This window comes from Desulfuribacillus alkaliarsenatis (assembly GCF_001730225.1).
GTDB classification, from domain to species: domain Bacteria; phylum Bacillota; class Bacilli; order Desulfuribacillales; family Desulfuribacillaceae; genus Desulfuribacillus; species Desulfuribacillus alkaliarsenatis.
This window is the reverse complement of record NZ_MIJE01000035.1, coordinates 111,138-125,742: the sequence shown is the minus strand read 5'-3', so window position 1 is coordinate 125,742 and position 14,605 is coordinate 111,138. Positions and strand designations below refer to the sequence as shown.

16 protein-coding genes and 1 rRNA gene are annotated in these 14,605 nt (G+C 39.3%); all 17 read right to left on the bottom strand.

The genetic code is table 11. The features are described from left to right. Window positions 1-425, bottom strand: a 16S ribosomal RNA gene (locus tag BHF68_RS14375); the annotation flags it as partial. Window positions 426-842: 417 nt separating this feature from the next. Continuing rightward, entirely contained in the window at window positions 843-2,387 is a 1,545-nt protein-coding gene (gene lysS / locus BHF68_RS14370; protein ID WP_069644365.1) for a lysine--tRNA ligase, read from the bottom strand. Between the two features lie 130 nt (window positions 2,388-2,517). Further along, entirely contained in the window at window positions 2,518-2,994 is a 477-nt protein-coding gene (greA, locus tag BHF68_RS14365) for a transcription elongation factor GreA (protein WP_069644364.1), read from the bottom strand. A 273-nt stretch (window positions 2,995-3,267) separates the two neighbouring features. Further along, complete coding sequence (gene dusB, locus BHF68_RS14360) at window positions 3,268-4,245, bottom strand: tRNA dihydrouridine synthase DusB (protein ID WP_069644363.1); 978 nt, start codon at window positions 4,243-4,245, stop codon at window positions 3,268-3,270. Between the two features lie 63 nt (window positions 4,246-4,308). Beyond that, window positions 4,309-5,151, bottom strand: a complete 843-nt coding sequence (folK, locus tag BHF68_RS14355; protein WP_069644362.1) for a 2-amino-4-hydroxy-6-hydroxymethyldihydropteridine diphosphokinase — start codon at window positions 5,149-5,151, stop codon at window positions 4,309-4,311. A 7-nt stretch (window positions 5,152-5,158) separates the two neighbouring features. Continuing rightward, window positions 5,159-6,355 carry a dihydropteroate synthase gene (folP, locus tag BHF68_RS14350; RefSeq protein WP_141706303.1) on the bottom strand — a complete coding sequence of 399 codons (1,197 nt, stop codon included), beginning with the start codon at window positions 6,353-6,355 and terminating at the stop codon, window positions 5,159-5,161. A gap of 27 nt (window positions 6,356-6,382) precedes the next feature. Next, window positions 6,383-6,931: an HD domain-containing protein gene (locus BHF68_RS14345; protein ID WP_069644361.1), complete on the bottom strand. Its 549-nt coding sequence runs from the start codon at window positions 6,929-6,931 to the stop codon at window positions 6,383-6,385. 31 nt (window positions 6,932-6,962) lie between these two features. Further along, a complete protein-coding gene (pabA, locus tag BHF68_RS14340; RefSeq protein WP_069644360.1) occupies window positions 6,963-7,535 on the bottom strand; it encodes an aminodeoxychorismate/anthranilate synthase component II in 573 nt (190 codons plus the stop codon). A gap of 197 nt (window positions 7,536-7,732) precedes the next feature. Further along, window positions 7,733-8,656 carry a cysteine synthase A gene (gene cysK, locus BHF68_RS14335; protein WP_069644359.1) on the bottom strand — a complete coding sequence of 308 codons (924 nt, stop codon included), beginning with the start codon at window positions 8,654-8,656 and terminating at the stop codon, window positions 7,733-7,735. A gap of 83 nt (window positions 8,657-8,739) precedes the next feature. Continuing rightward, a complete protein-coding gene (locus tag BHF68_RS14330) occupies window positions 8,740-9,651 on the bottom strand; it encodes a peptidylprolyl isomerase (protein ID WP_069644358.1) in 912 nt (303 codons plus the stop codon). Further along, the gene (gene hslO / locus BHF68_RS14325) at window positions 9,648-10,532 is read right to left on the bottom strand and encodes an Hsp33 family molecular chaperone HslO (RefSeq protein WP_069644357.1); all 885 of its coding nucleotides are present in this window, start codon (window positions 10,530-10,532) and stop codon (window positions 9,648-9,650) included. Before hslO ends, BHF68_RS14330 begins: the two co-directional genes overlap by 4 nt. Window positions 10,533-10,879: 347 nt before the next feature. After that, a complete protein-coding gene (locus tag BHF68_RS14320; RefSeq protein WP_069644356.1) occupies window positions 10,880-11,215 on the bottom strand; it encodes a hypothetical protein in 336 nt (111 codons plus the stop codon). 22 nt (window positions 11,216-11,237) lie between these two features. Continuing rightward, the gene (locus tag BHF68_RS14315; protein WP_069644355.1) at window positions 11,238-11,480 is read right to left on the bottom strand and encodes a hypothetical protein; all 243 of its coding nucleotides are present in this window, start codon (window positions 11,478-11,480) and stop codon (window positions 11,238-11,240) included. A 12-nt stretch (window positions 11,481-11,492) separates the two neighbouring features. Further along, window positions 11,493-12,026, bottom strand: a complete 534-nt coding sequence (locus BHF68_RS14310) for a hypothetical protein (RefSeq protein ID WP_069644354.1) — start codon at window positions 12,024-12,026, stop codon at window positions 11,493-11,495. Window positions 12,027-12,249: 223 nt separating this feature from the next. Then, a complete protein-coding gene (gene hypE, locus BHF68_RS14305) occupies window positions 12,250-13,251 on the bottom strand; it encodes a hydrogenase expression/formation protein HypE (protein WP_069644353.1) in 1,002 nt (333 codons plus the stop codon). Window positions 13,252-13,256: 5 nt separating this feature from the next. Then, entirely contained in the window at window positions 13,257-14,372 is a 1,116-nt protein-coding gene (gene hypD / locus BHF68_RS14300) for a hydrogenase formation protein HypD (RefSeq protein ID WP_069644352.1), read from the bottom strand. Then, a complete protein-coding gene (locus BHF68_RS14295; RefSeq protein WP_069644351.1) occupies window positions 14,353-14,583 on the bottom strand; it encodes a HypC/HybG/HupF family hydrogenase formation chaperone in 231 nt (76 codons plus the stop codon). Before BHF68_RS14295 ends, hypD begins: the two co-directional genes overlap by 20 nt. Between the last annotated feature and the right edge of the window lie 22 nt (window positions 14,584-14,605).

The window sequence follows — 14,605 nt, the reverse complement described above, 5'->3', positions numbered from 1 at the left end:
CCTTCTTCGCTCACGCGGCGTTGCTCCGTCAGGCTTTCGCCCATTGCGGAAGATTCCCTACTGCTGCCTCCCGTAGGAGTCTGGACCGTGTCTCAGTTCCAGTGTGGCCGATCACCCTCTCAGGTCGGCTACGCATCGTTGCCTTGGTGAGCCGTTACCTCACCAACTAGCTAATGCGACGCGGGCCCATCTGTAAGTGATGCCGTAGCATCTTTTAAATAGAAAGTATGCACTCTCTACTGTTATCTGGTATTAGCTTCGGTTTCCCGAAGTTATCCCAGTCTTACAGGCAGGTTGCCCACGTGTTACTCACCCGTCCGCCGCTAACTTTGATAAGAGCAAGCTCTCATCTCTGTCCGCTCGACTTGCATGTATTAGGCACGCCGCCAGCGTTCGTCCTGAGCCAGGATCAAACTCTCCAATAAATGTTTGTTTATATCCTTAACGTTACCTTGGCTAGAAGATAACGATTTTAAGCTCAAAAGTCACTGACTTTTAATTTTGTCAATCAAGATTTCTCTCATTGACGTTGTCCGTTTTGATTTTCATCAAAAGCGCTTTGGATTCTTACGAATCCGAATTGACGTTGTTTTGATTGCATTATACAGTTTTCAAGGAACTTTGTTGTCGTTTTTGGCGACTTTTATATCATATCACAGGTTGTTCGTCTGTGTCAATAACTTTTTTTCAAAAAGTTTTGAGCAACTGCTTTATGAGATTTAAAATGCCGCTCGTTCGGAGCGACATTTAATAATATACCACATGTGTTAACAAGATTGCAAGCTTTTATTCATGGTAATTAATCTCAATTAGCTTGTGTTGCTTCATGCACTAACTTATTATTACTCTACGCCACGCATATGTGGGAATAGGATAACGTCACGTATAGACGGCGAGTTAGTTAACAGCATTACTAATCTATCAATCCCTACACCTAATCCCCCAGTTGGAGGCATTCCGTATTCTAGGGCTTGGATATAATCATCGTCCATCATATGAGCTTCGTCATTACCTTGTAGACGTTCCTTAAGCTGGCTTTCAAAGCGTTCTTTCTGATCAATTGGATCGTTAAGTTCAGTGAAAGCATTAGCATGTTCGCGCCCTACGATAAACAATTCAAATCTATCAGTGAAGCGTGGGTCTTCTGGATTCTTTTTTGCTAGAGGGGAAACTTCAACTGGATGTCCATAGATAAATGTTGGCTGAATAAGCTTGTCCTCTACTGTTTGCTCAAAGAATTCATTTACAATATGCCCAAATGTCATAGTCGGCTCTACCTTTATATCATGCTCTAACGCTAGCTCGTGAGCCTCTTCATCAGTCATATGCACACTAAAGTCTACACCCGTATATTTTTTGACAGCATCTGTAATAGATAGACGTTCCCATTTCGGAGTTAAGTCGACAACATGCCCTTGGTATTCAATTTCCGTTTTACCTAGAACTGTCTGACAACAATAAGCAATCATATCCTCAGTCAAATTCATTATATCCTGGTAATCGGCATAGGCTTCATATAGCTCTATCATCGTAAACTCTGGGTTGTGCCTTGTAGATATTCCTTCATTACGGAATACTCGTCCAATTTCATATACCTTCTCTAGGCCACCTACTATTAGACGCTTTAAATGTAGCTCTAGTGCTATACGTAGATACATATCCATATGCAGGGCGTTGTGATGGGTAATAAACGGTTTAGCCGTCGCTCCACCAGCAATTGTATGTAGTGTTGGTGTTTCTACTTCTAGATATCCACGGGCATTCAAGAAGTTTCGCATAGCTTGAATGATTTGGCTTCTCTTAATGAAGGTATCTTTTACCTCTGGATTAACAATTAAGTCTAGATATCGCTGACGGTATCTAAGCTCTACATCTTTTAATCCATGCCATTTCTCTGGTAATGGTCTGAGGGATTTCGCTAGTATTTTGATTTCTGTAGCACGGACACTTACTTCTCCGCGGTTAGTTTTAAATACAATACCTTTAATACCAATAGTGTCGCCAATGTCAAAAAGCGAGAACGCTTCATATTCTGTCTCACCTACAGAGTCTTCTCTCACATACACCTGCACTTTATCTGTTCGGTCTTGAATATGGATAAAGCTTGCCTTCCCGTGACCACGCTTAGCTATTATTCTACCCGCAATACAAACCTCTGTAGTATGAGAATCTAGTTCTTCTTTAGTTAGTTCTCCATATACAGTTTGTATGGTTTGTGCGTCAGAAGTTCTATCAAAACGTGTGCCAAATGGGTCGTATCCTGCTTCTGCAAGCTCCTGCATTTTCTGCCTACGTATAAGTAGTAGTTCATTCAAGTCCTCTGCACTATTCTGCTCTTGCTCATTTGTGTCTACTTTATTTTTTTGATCTTGTTTGCTTACCACCATGTTCACCTGCCCATTCCCTTACATTTAATTGCAAATTATTATAACTTCTTCGTTAAAGCTTCTTATTAGTTCTACTGTTGCACTTAAGAGCCCAGGTTATCCTGAGCTCTAGTACTATAATTTATCACACTTATTTTTTGATATCTAGAATTTCATATTTTATTATCCCAGCTGGAGCTGATACCTCAATTGTGTCTCCTTTAGACTTACCTAGTAAAGCTTTACCTAAAGGCGACTCGTTTGATATTTTCTGCGCTAGTGGATCACTTTCAGCAGAGCCGACAATTTTATATTCTAAATCATCACCGAACTCTAAATCCTTAACTATTACCGTTGAACCAACACTAACTAGATTAACGTCTACATCATCGTTATTAATGATTTTAGCATTGCGTAACATCTTTTCTAAAGTAATGATTCTACCTTCAATAAATGCTTGCTCATTTTTAGCATCTTCGTATTCTGAGTTCTCACTTATATCGCCATAGCTAATCGCTACTTTAATCCTCTCTGCTACTTCTCTGCGCTTCACTGATTTAAGCTGCTCTAGCTCATCTTCTAATTTCTTTAGTCCATCTGGTGTTAAAATTACTTCTTTTTCCGTCATAGTAATATACTCTCCTTTGATTTTTATCTCTATAAAGCTCATCGTTGCCCTATATGAAATCCATAGCTCTCCGTACTATAGATTGTAAGAAGTATATGACTTTATATAGGTCTTTATTCATTAGTTAAAAAATAGCTTCCAGAGCAAAAGACAATAAGATACAAGCACTGTCAGGGTATGCATGACAGTGCTTACTAGATATTATAGTGGTAAAGCTGTTATTATATTGCCACATTATATGTCATAGAGCAAGTTTTTGTCAATAACAGTAGACTATTTCGCAGTTTTTATGCCGAAGATAAAGTTTCGTAATATCTTTTCCAGCTCGGACCGCGTATTGGCGAGCATTATGTCGTTTCTAACGTTAGCTACTTTTGGTAGCCCTTTCAGGTACCAAGCAGCATGCTTTCGCATTTCCTGCACTGCTATATGTTCATCCTTGAATTCCATCAACAAATCTAGATGCCTTAAGCAAGTATCAACTTTCTGTTCTGCCGTTGGCTCTGCTAATAAGACTCCTTCTTCTAAGTATTTTTTGATGCTACTAAAAATCCACGGGTTTCCTTGGGCGGCCCGACCTATCATGATGCCATGACAGCCTGTATGTTCAAACAATTTCTTCGCCTCTATTGGTCCCGTTACATCACCATTACCTATAACGGGGATAGAAACATTATTTACAACGTCTTTTATAATATCCCAATCTGCCTGTCCACTATACATCTGAATGCGTGTTCTGCCATGAACTGTAATGGCACTTGCTCCCGAGGCTTCTGCAATTTTAGCCAGTTCGATTACATTTATATTATTTTCATCCCATCCCTTGCGCATTTTTACTGTTACTGGTTTTTTTACAGCTTTAACAACTGCTTTAATTATTTCCTCGGCTTTCTCTGTGTCTCTCATTAGGGCACAGCCACCACCAGGCTTAGTAACCTTGGGCACTGGGCAGCCCATATTTATATCAATTATATCTGCGTCCGACTCATCATCAACTATACGTGCTGCCTCGACAAAGCTATTCACATCAGAGCCGAACAATTGCATACTTAATGGCCGTTCCTTTGGATGCACGTATAACATCCTTTTCGTACGCTCATTCCCATATAATAAACCTTTATCACTTACCATTTCTGCACATACCAAACCACATCCCTGTTCTTTAGCTAAGATGCGGTAAGGGTAATTCGTTATTCCAGCCATCGGTGCCAACACCACTGGCGGGTCTATATGTATGTCCTTAATATACATGTCAATCTCCTTACTATAACTGCTATTAAAGCGAGACTTAATCAATGTAATTCATCCGTGGAGTTATGCAAATTTGTTAGCTGTATTCGTAGTTAGCTTCCGATGTAGTTCTTCAATTGTACTATTAAGCCTAGGGTGGAATAAATATGGCGCTAACTCAAGCATTGGCGTTAATACGAAATCTCTTTCCTCAAGACGTGGATGTGGAATTATCAGGTCTACAGTCTCAATACATTCCTGCCCATAAAAAAGTATATCGATATCTATTGTACGAGGTCCCCACTTCTCAGTGCGCACCCGATGCAATTTAGATTCAATGTTTTGTAATTGTTTAAGCAATTCCGATGGAGCGTAGGTTGTTTCAACTTTAATAGCTGTATTCAAGAAATCTGCTTGATTTACATTGCCCTGGGGTTTTGTTTCGTAAATTGATGCTTTGTCTATAACCTTACAAGCATCTAGATTATCAATAGCAGCAATAGCCTGCTTAATATACATAGCCCGATTGCCAATATTCGAACCCAGCGCTAGATAAGCCATTGTAGCTTCCCTAGCCCTTATTATTTCTACCCCCATGTATGCGAAGACACCAGCTATAGGTGCCTGTGGCTTTTGTATTTGCACTTTCAGCTTTAACACCTTGTCATATACATTAAGTATCTCTGATGCGATAGCTTCTGCTAGGGCTTCGATGAGTTGAAACCTTCTATTCTCGACAATTTCTTTTACACCTAAATACACCTGTCCGTAGTTAATGGTATGCTCTAAATCGTCTGTTTTGCCAGCTTCTTGTAAATTTCCATAGAGCTCTATATTGACAATAAAGGGCTGCCCAAGCTGCTCTTCTTCTTTAAGAACGCCGTGTCTACCATAAAATTGCATGTCCTTCATGATTATCTTATCCATACATTTATCACCTTCTAACCATCGCATCCATCATTCGACAGACACGTTGCATTTCTTTTACTTCATGAACGCGTACTATATCTACTCCACGTTCAATGCCTAGTGCTACGGTAGCAGCAGTTCCTTCAACCCGTTCATTAACTGGCAAATCTAATGTTTTGGCAATCAGTGACTTCCTTGACGTGCCTAATAATACTGGGTAGCCGAGCTTACAAATATCACGCAGACGATACATAACTTCTAGGTTGTGCTCATATTCCTTGGCAAAACCAATGCCTGGGTCTAAAATAATATAATCGTTTATCACACCAGCGTTTTGTGCAATATCGATACTTTCGCGCAGATCCTGAATCATTTCTCCAACAAGATTTTTATATTCTTTATTGTCCCTGTTATGCATCAAAATTATTGGAACTTTATATTTAGCTGCTACTTTAGCTATTTCAGGCTGTTTTTTTGCTCCCCAAACATCATTTATAATTTTTGCGCCTTCCTTAACTGCAGCTTCTGCAACCTCAGCCTTATATGTATCCACCGAAATAGGTGTTTGAATTTCTTTGGCAACAGCTTTGACAATCGGTAGCACTCTTACCAGCTCTGCTTCAAGGTTTACTGGCAGCGCCCCTGGCCTAGTAGATTCGCCACCAATGTCGATGATATCAGCACCTTCTGCTACCATCTCTTTTGCCCTCCGTACCGCTAGCTCAACCGTAGTGTAGCTACCGCCATCAGAAAAGGAATCTGGTGTTACATTTAATATCCCCATAATAATAGTCCGTTTCTTTAAAGGAATATTCATATGCTTGCACCACTCTGGTATTTCATTAAGATTTTGCGAGCGATCATACGCGTCAAACATTTCTTTCAGTTCTTTAGAGATTCGTTTTAAGCCAAATGGCTGGAAGCTAAAGTTAGCAATTATTTTTTTGAAAATTCTTCGTGAGCCAAATAATATAACATCGGAGGATTCAAGCTCAAGCTTTGAAACACCCATGTGTAAACAAGCCTCTCCGCCCTTACTAAGCATTTCCTGCTTCATAATGTTGGCTGCACGCAGATTAACGTTGCTAACATACACATGAAAAAACTCTCCCTTTTGCTTCATTATTTGAACTCCAGGGGCATCTGCTCCTATCTGCTCCATCATGCTAGCTAGTTCCTGGCGATTTTGAAACGTTAGCATATGCGTATTATGCTTTTGCATTGGTCTTCCACCTCCCTTTGCTAATCACTAATAAATCAATCCATGCCTAGTTTCCATCTTTGAAAGCTTATAGCAGCGTTCTTGCTCCGTACATTGAAAGCACTTTCTCGATAGCTTATCTGCTTTTTGTAAGATGCGCGTCAGTAAATATTCTGACGTCTCAGCGTTGTGATAACGTATCGCGTCTAGAATTACAGCCTGCTCTTCCTCAGCAAAGCCTGTATCAACTAGAATTTCTTGTGCTAAATTAGCACTCACCTCAGCATGCTCTTCACCATACAAATATTGACGATACCTACCGATATCGTGTAGTAGCGCCGCCGCATATATATAGCATTTCATTGCATCTAAAGCTTGTTCGCTGTCTACAGTCAAATCCATAGTACTATTTGTTGACACAGAAAAGCCACCTTCCTTTAAGCTTTGCTCTAACCACAGGATATAAGCAATTCTCGCTACATCGATTGAGTGTTCAAGTGGATGCAGACAGAAGGGGCGACCTTTCTCTAGCGTCTTTATTCGTTTTAAATAATATGCGAACTTATCGTGATTAAATATTCTTTGTATGCGTTGCATAAAGGTTCCTATCTTTACTTATAATATTATATTAACCCTTTGCTAGGTTTATAAAGTTTTTAATCATTTGCTTGCCCTGTTCAGTTTTTATCGACTCTGGGTGAAATTGAACTCCCTCAACCAGTTGCTCTCGGTGGCGAAGACCCATAATTTCTTTGGCTTCAGTCTCTGCCGTAATTTCTAGGCAGGCTGGTAAGGTCTCTCGCTTTACAATCAACGAGTGATACCTAGTTACCGTTAACGGTGATGGAAGGTCCTTAAATAACCCTTTACCATCATGGTGTACCTCAGAGGTTTTACCATGCATAATCTGCTCAGCCCTAATTACATCACCACCAAATGCTTGACCTATTGATTGATGACCGAGGCAGATTCCTAATATCGGAATCTTCCCAGCAAAATAATTAATAACTTCCAGGCTAATCCCTGCTTCATTAGGAGTACACGGACCTGGCGATATAACGATGGCTATTGGATTCTTTTCCTCAATCTCATCTATGGTGATTTTATCGTTTCGAAATACTTCAATTTCTTCGCCTAGCTCACCAAGATATTGAACTACATTGTACGTAAATGAATCATAATTATCAATCATCAAAATCATTCTATACCTCTCCTTTTCTAAACTCAATTTCTGCTCAGCTCTACTATTTTGGGGTTATACTATTTAGGTGTTTATTACTTTCATTTTTTTGTAGTATACCACTATTAATTCTGCAATAAAATAATTTGCGTTAATTAATCAAGATTAAATGCCATTAATGCGAAAAGCGCCCTCTGTCGAGGGCACCTATTATCGTATTATTCAAATTGAAACAATGCTGTGCTCAGATATCTTTCTCCCGTATCCGGAGCAACTACAACAACCTTCTTACCTTTACCTAGCTTATTAGCTACTAAAACCGCTGCATGGATAGCAGCCCCTGATGAGATTCCAACTAACAAGCCTTCTTCTCTAGCTAATCTACGACCCATTTCCATTGCTTCTTCATTTTCAACTTTAAGTACTTTGTCATAGATATCTGTGTTTAAAACATCTGGTACAAATCCAGCACCAATACCTTGAATTTTATGAGGTCCTGGCTTACCACCTGATAGCACAGGTGACGCAACTGGTTCAACAGCTATAACCTCTACCTTTCCAATGCGTTCCTTCAAAACTTCTCCGACTCCAGTAACCGTTCCACCTGTACCAACTCCCGATACAAAGGCATCAACTTTATTGTCCATTTGCTCTAAAATCTCTATAGCTGTAGTCTTTCTATGAACCTCTGGGTTGGATAGGTTATTGAACTGCTGTGGCATAAAATACTCTGGATTATCCTTAACTAGCTCCTCGGCTTTTCTTATAGCTCCGCCCATACCTTCAGCACCTGGAGTTAACACAAGCTCTGCACCAAATGCCTTAAGAAGATTGCGTCGCTCCATACTCATAGTATCAGGCATAACTAAGATTGCTTTGTATCCCTTTGCTGCGGCAAGCATAGCTAAACCAATACCCGTATTACCACTTGTTGGCTCAATTATTGTTGACCCTTCTTTTAATAGCCCTTTTTCTTCTGCGTCTTCAATCATAGATAAAGCAATACGATCCTTAACGCTACTGCCTGGGTTATAAGACTCCAGCTTTACATATACATCAGCTGCATCTTCAGCCACTACTCTGTTTAGTTTTACCATCGGTGTATATCCAATCAGTTCTGAAATGTTATTTACTTTACGCATTTTCATTCCCCCTATTTCCGAGTGTTTTAATTGGGATTGTATTATATTCATATGATACGACAGCAGACTGCGTGTGTCAAGTATTATTCTTCTACGAAATACAAATATTTCTTTACAGTCTGTTCATATATTTCTATATCTAATTTGCTTACTAAGTCTTGTAAATATTCATGTAAGGGTTTTGCCTGTTTAAGTGCTAATTCTCTATGAATAAAAGATTTCACTTCACTGTAATCATATATCTTTTCTGGTATGCGATTTTCTAGCATTATGATATTCCAGCCATCGTAGGACTGGAACGGTTGACTATAGTCGCCAATATCCGTTCCCATTGCAGTATCAATAATTTCATAATCAATATATATACTTTCAACACTAATGTAGCCCATATCCCCACCATTTGCAGATGTTAACCGATCTTGTGAGACCTCCATTGCGATAGCTGCAAAGTTAGCCCCTTCAACCAATTCATTATAAACACGATTCGCGTCCTCTAGTTCATGGAGCAATATTCTACTTATTCTTAGTTTCTCTGGTTCTCTAAAGTGAAAAATGTTTTCCTCATAATACTTTTCCATTTCCGCTTCAGTTACTCGGATATCCAGGGTTGCTAGCTTTTCTAAAAGTATATTATACCTAATATCCTCTCGTAATTGCTCCAATGTAATTCCGTAATCGTAAAACAGTACAGCTTCAAAGTCTTGATTACTGTCAACGAAGTTGCTTCTATAACGATCAATTTCCTTATCAACTTCTCTATCTGACACTTCAATTGCTAGCCTATTTGCCTCAAAGTATACAGCCTCACGCTCAATCATTTTGTATATATGCTGTGGGCCGTATTTTTTGAGTAAATCGTTCATAAACTCGTCTTTATAGATTGTCCGTTGTTCAACTCTTGCCATAGTATCGCCAGCAGCCTGTTGAAAAAATAAAATAAATACTAACACTAAAATAAGTGCGGCGATTACCCCCCATAAGATCTTCTCCCTCACTCTGTACCCTCCAATTCTTTGCTTATCTGTTCTAGCTCATGTTTTTCTACGATATACTTCTCATTGCAGAAGTTGCAGGTTACTTCACTTTGTTGTTCTTTCTCAAGAATACTTTGAACCTCTGCTAATCCTAGTTTCTTAATTACATTTACGATTCGGTCATGATTACATTGACAAGAGAAATTAAGCTCTTTCTTCTCTAGTATCTCTAATGTATCCACAAGCTCTGCCGCTAACTCCTCTGGAGTATAACCTTGCTCTATTTTTGCTGACACGTTTCCGAGACCTGTTATCTTTTGTTCTAGTTCTGTAATAACATGTTCTTCTGTGCCAGGAAATAACTGAATTATAAACCCTCCCGAAGCTTTAATACTCAGGTCCTTGTCCACTATAACACCAACTCCTACTGCAGATGGAGTTTGCTCAGATTGTGTGAAATAGTATGTAAAGTCTTCTCCGATTTCGCCCGATACGATTTGTGACGACCCTTGATAAGGCTCTTTCATCCCTATATCCTTAACTACATAAATCATCCCTGTTGTACCAACAGCTCGCTTCACATCAAGCTTGCCATGCTCATTAGGCGGAAAATCTACCTGTGGATTTGTCACGTAGCCTCGCACGTTGCCATTAGCATCTGCATCTACTATGATACGTCCAGCGGGCCCATCACCATGAACCTGTAAGGTAAGTTTTTCTCGACCTTTATGCATTAGTCCCATCATAGCACCAATAGACACCGTTCTTCCAAGTGCCGCGCTAACTGTAGCGGAGGTTCCGTGTCGTTTTTGTAGTTCGTTCATAAGCTGTGTGGTAGTACATGCTAGCAGCCGTACTTTACCACCATATCCTGTTGCTCTAATTGCGTAATCTTTCATCATACTGCCGCCTCTCATAAATACTCTTGCTGTTTTTTTTGTATTATATACCTAATTTCAAATTTCATCTATTAATCTACACACAATCTTTGCATCTTTTTCATAATTATATCCGAACTAGTAACTTCTATAGTTATAACTCTATCTCCTGCTAGCTCCTACTATATTTCGCACCACTTTTTCCAACAAAAACAAACATAAACAGACATCTTTTCTACATAAACAAAAAATAAAATTAGATTTTGTCGGTTTCTAGCCGATTAATCTAATTTCACTTTAATAATATATCCAATTAAGGTTAGTGTATTTGATATTGTGAAAAACAGCTCATCTTCAATTCATCTATACAATTATAAAAATGTAAAGCTTTCAAACACTTTAACGAATACTGCAAATAACAAGCCCATAACAAACCAACTAAATAAAGTTAATATAAGTCGCCTTCCCACAAACTCTTTTGAATCATCCCATACCCAATCCCAAACTTCTTTTTTCTTGTTTGCTGAAGCGAGCCCATGTTTCAAAGCACGAACCAATGCCACATGTAAAATAACCAGTGTGAAAACCATAATAGCTACAGAATTTTTATGTTCATGGATTCCAGTTGCAATCATTATTATGCTCGTTGCTAGCACTGGCAACCCATAACCAATCAGTAAGTATAAAAGCTTCGCTTTATTCATCATGCACTCTTACTCCTTATATATATCAATTTTCTAAATCATTGAGCGGTACCTCTGACAGCTTCGTCTCTCCATAATACCTATCACATGCCTTTATCAATCGTATATTTACGGTAGACATGATAAGCAACGCTAATATAGCAATCTTATGCATGTTATAATCCCAAAATATCGTCCCAAAAATATATACAGCAAGTGCCAGGCCTATTAAATTGCAAAGGACGGTAAATGCACTAAATGTCTTTTTCCATTTCAATACCAAATCCATAACAGAGCTCCCCTAGTCAAAATCTTGTTTCATCTTACGTATTTTATACCTTTTTATAAAACCGCTTGTGTAAGCACTAATTAAACCTATAGACAATAAAATCTGAAGAGGTAGCGGAAAGACTGATAAGTTTCCCATCCTATTGTGTTCCTCGATTGTTAGTTCTTGAGTACTAATTTCAACATGATATGTGCCAGTGAAATGCCTGAATTGTCTTCTTATCGATGTATCTTCATAAAACGGACTATAGGAATGCAATATACTATGGTCATTTAAAGCATATCGATTACTGATTAGACCTTTTGGGAAAAAAATATATCGACACATTGAGTCTGTTCTAAAAACAAATACTTTATTGCCATTCAAATCCCATTCGTTAACTATTTCTGCAGTTGGCCAAATCTCCTCTATAGCTGCCTCTAAATCCGCATACTCAAGTCTATATTCCTTGAAATAAAAAATGGTTACATTAAATAGAGAGCCAATGATTAATAAACATAAAAAGAAATTTAACCCTTCCAAGGTATATATGCCTATGCTCCTCATTTCACACCTCCGTCGAAATGATTTATCATAAATTTAGTTGCACACCCAAACTTTAACATATTCTGTTTGGGTGTTTTGTCGTTTTGTGTCGAAATGCAAGAAAACAGTATATTTTTCCTATTAAAAAAGCACCCTAAGATTGGCTCTTCAGCGTCCAATCAATAGGGTCCTATTAAAAAATCGTTCTTTAATTATATTAACTCACGTCACGTCATGTCTGTTCTTAACAAATCCTTGGCAACGGTGCTCCCGCTAATAAATCAATAATCTTCTTGCCGCCGAAGGCAGTTTGTAGGAATACTTGTCCATTTCCTTCGCCTACTGTTGCAATTTGCTTAGAACCTATGCCCTCTGGTAAGGAGCTCATGATTTCTAGGGCAGTTTCTACTTTATCCTGTGGAACAAATATTAGCACCTTGCCTTCATTTGCTAAATACAGCGGATCTAATCCCAATAAGTCTACAGCACCCATAAGCTCATCACTCACAGGCAGGGATTCTTCTTCAATAGTTATATTTAAGCCTGTATCTGTGGCAATCTCTTTAAGTGTAGTTGCTACGCCACCACGGGTTGGGTCACGCATGAATTTAACCTCAGGCACGTGCTCCATTAGCTTCTCTATAAAATTATTAAGGGCTTGGCAATCACTTTTCACTGGGCTAGAGAAGTTTAATCCTGAACGTTCAGACATTATTGCCATCCCATGTTCACCGATATTACCGTTGATTAGTACCGCATCACCAGGAGCTATTTCTTTATAGGATAAGGTGCGATTTTCAGGTACAAATCCTATTCCCGAGGTGTTAATAAATACACCGTCACCTTTATTCTTCTCAACTACCTTAGTGTCTCCCGTTACTATTGCTACGCCTGCCTCTTTCGCCGTCTTTGCCATCGATTCAACAATCTTTTCTAGGTCTGCAATCAGAAAACCCTCTTCGATGATAAAGCCACAGCTAATATATTTCGGAACTGCCCCTACTACTGCTAAATCATTAACCGTTCCCGCTATAGCAATTTTGCCGATATCCCCACCTTTAAAGAATAGTGGGTTAACTACAAAGGTATCCGTTGTAAAGGCAATCTTGCCTGGCTCTTTGTCTGCCACAAAAGCATCTGGCAACGCGTTATTGTCTACATAAAAGTGTTTTACAAAAACGTTATCTATAAGGTCATGGGTAAGCTTACCTCCATCACCATGGGCTAAGAGTATTTTCTCAGTCATACCAGTTACACCTTCCTCTCATACTTAAAGTAGGTAGCACACGTTCCTTCATAGGAAACCATGCATGGCCCTACTGGGCTTACTGGCGTACAGGATCTTCCAAAGTGCCCACAGTCTGTCGGTTTAATGTGGCCTGATAGTACTTCGCCACAGCGACAGCCCCTAGTATTTGATGATTCTGGTATCGTTATGTCATAGAGATTTCTCGCATCATACTTCTGGTACTCTGGCTTTAATACTAATCCACTGCCTTCAATAGAACCAATTCCACGCCAATTAGAGCTAGCTGCTTCAAAATATTTCGCAATCATATCGAGAGCTGCCTTATTGCCCTCCTCAGTAACAACCCTTAGATATTGGTTAGTTACCTTAGCTTCACCTTGGTTAAGCATGCGAATGATATCATACATGCCTGCTAGCACATCCAACGGCTCAAAGCCAGCTATGGAGCTAGGCACCTTAAATTCTGTAGCAATAAAATCAAGTGCCTTACGACCTACTATTGCTGATACATGGCCTGGAAGTAACAAGCCATCAATCTTTAGCTTCGGATCGTTAAATAATAGTTCAACAACAGGCGGACAGATTTTATGAACAGTGAACACATAATAGTTGTCTATTTCACGTTTCTCTGCCATGTCAATTGTTGCTGCTATTGCTGGTGTCGTTGTTTCAAAACCAACAGCCAAGAAGATTACCTTTTTGTCAGGCTGCTCTTCAGCAATATCTAGTGCTTCTAACGGAGAATACAGGACACGGATATCATGCCCATTAGCTTTTTCTTCTGCAAGTGAAGAATGAGAGCCAGGAACGCGCATCATATCGCCAAAGGTACATATAATTACCTCTGGCTGTTTCGCAAGCTCTATCATGTAATCAATATCCTCATGGCTGGTTACACAAACTGGACATCCTGGTCCACTAATTAATTCGATATCATCACGGAACACATCACGTAGTCCTGCCTTTGATACGGAAACCGTATGGGTTCCACAGACCTCCATTAGGTTTACCTTGCGTCCGTTTTTTTCTTGAAATATTTTCGCCTGCTTTTTTATTGCCTGTATAAGCTCTTTACCTAGGACGGGATCACGATATACATTAGTCTTCATGCTGCTCATGCTTTATCATCTCTTTCCATAGTTCTTGACTTTCCATAGCGTATTTCTCATCAACTATTTCAATGACAAAGCCAGCGTGTACCATTACGTAGTCGCCGATTTTTGTTTCTGGTTTTAAAGTTAAACCTACTTTTCTTGTATTGCCGAAGCATTCAACCTCGGCTAAATACCCATCAATTGCAATAACCTTAGCTGGAATTGCTAAACACATATTATTTTCCCCCTTCAGCTTT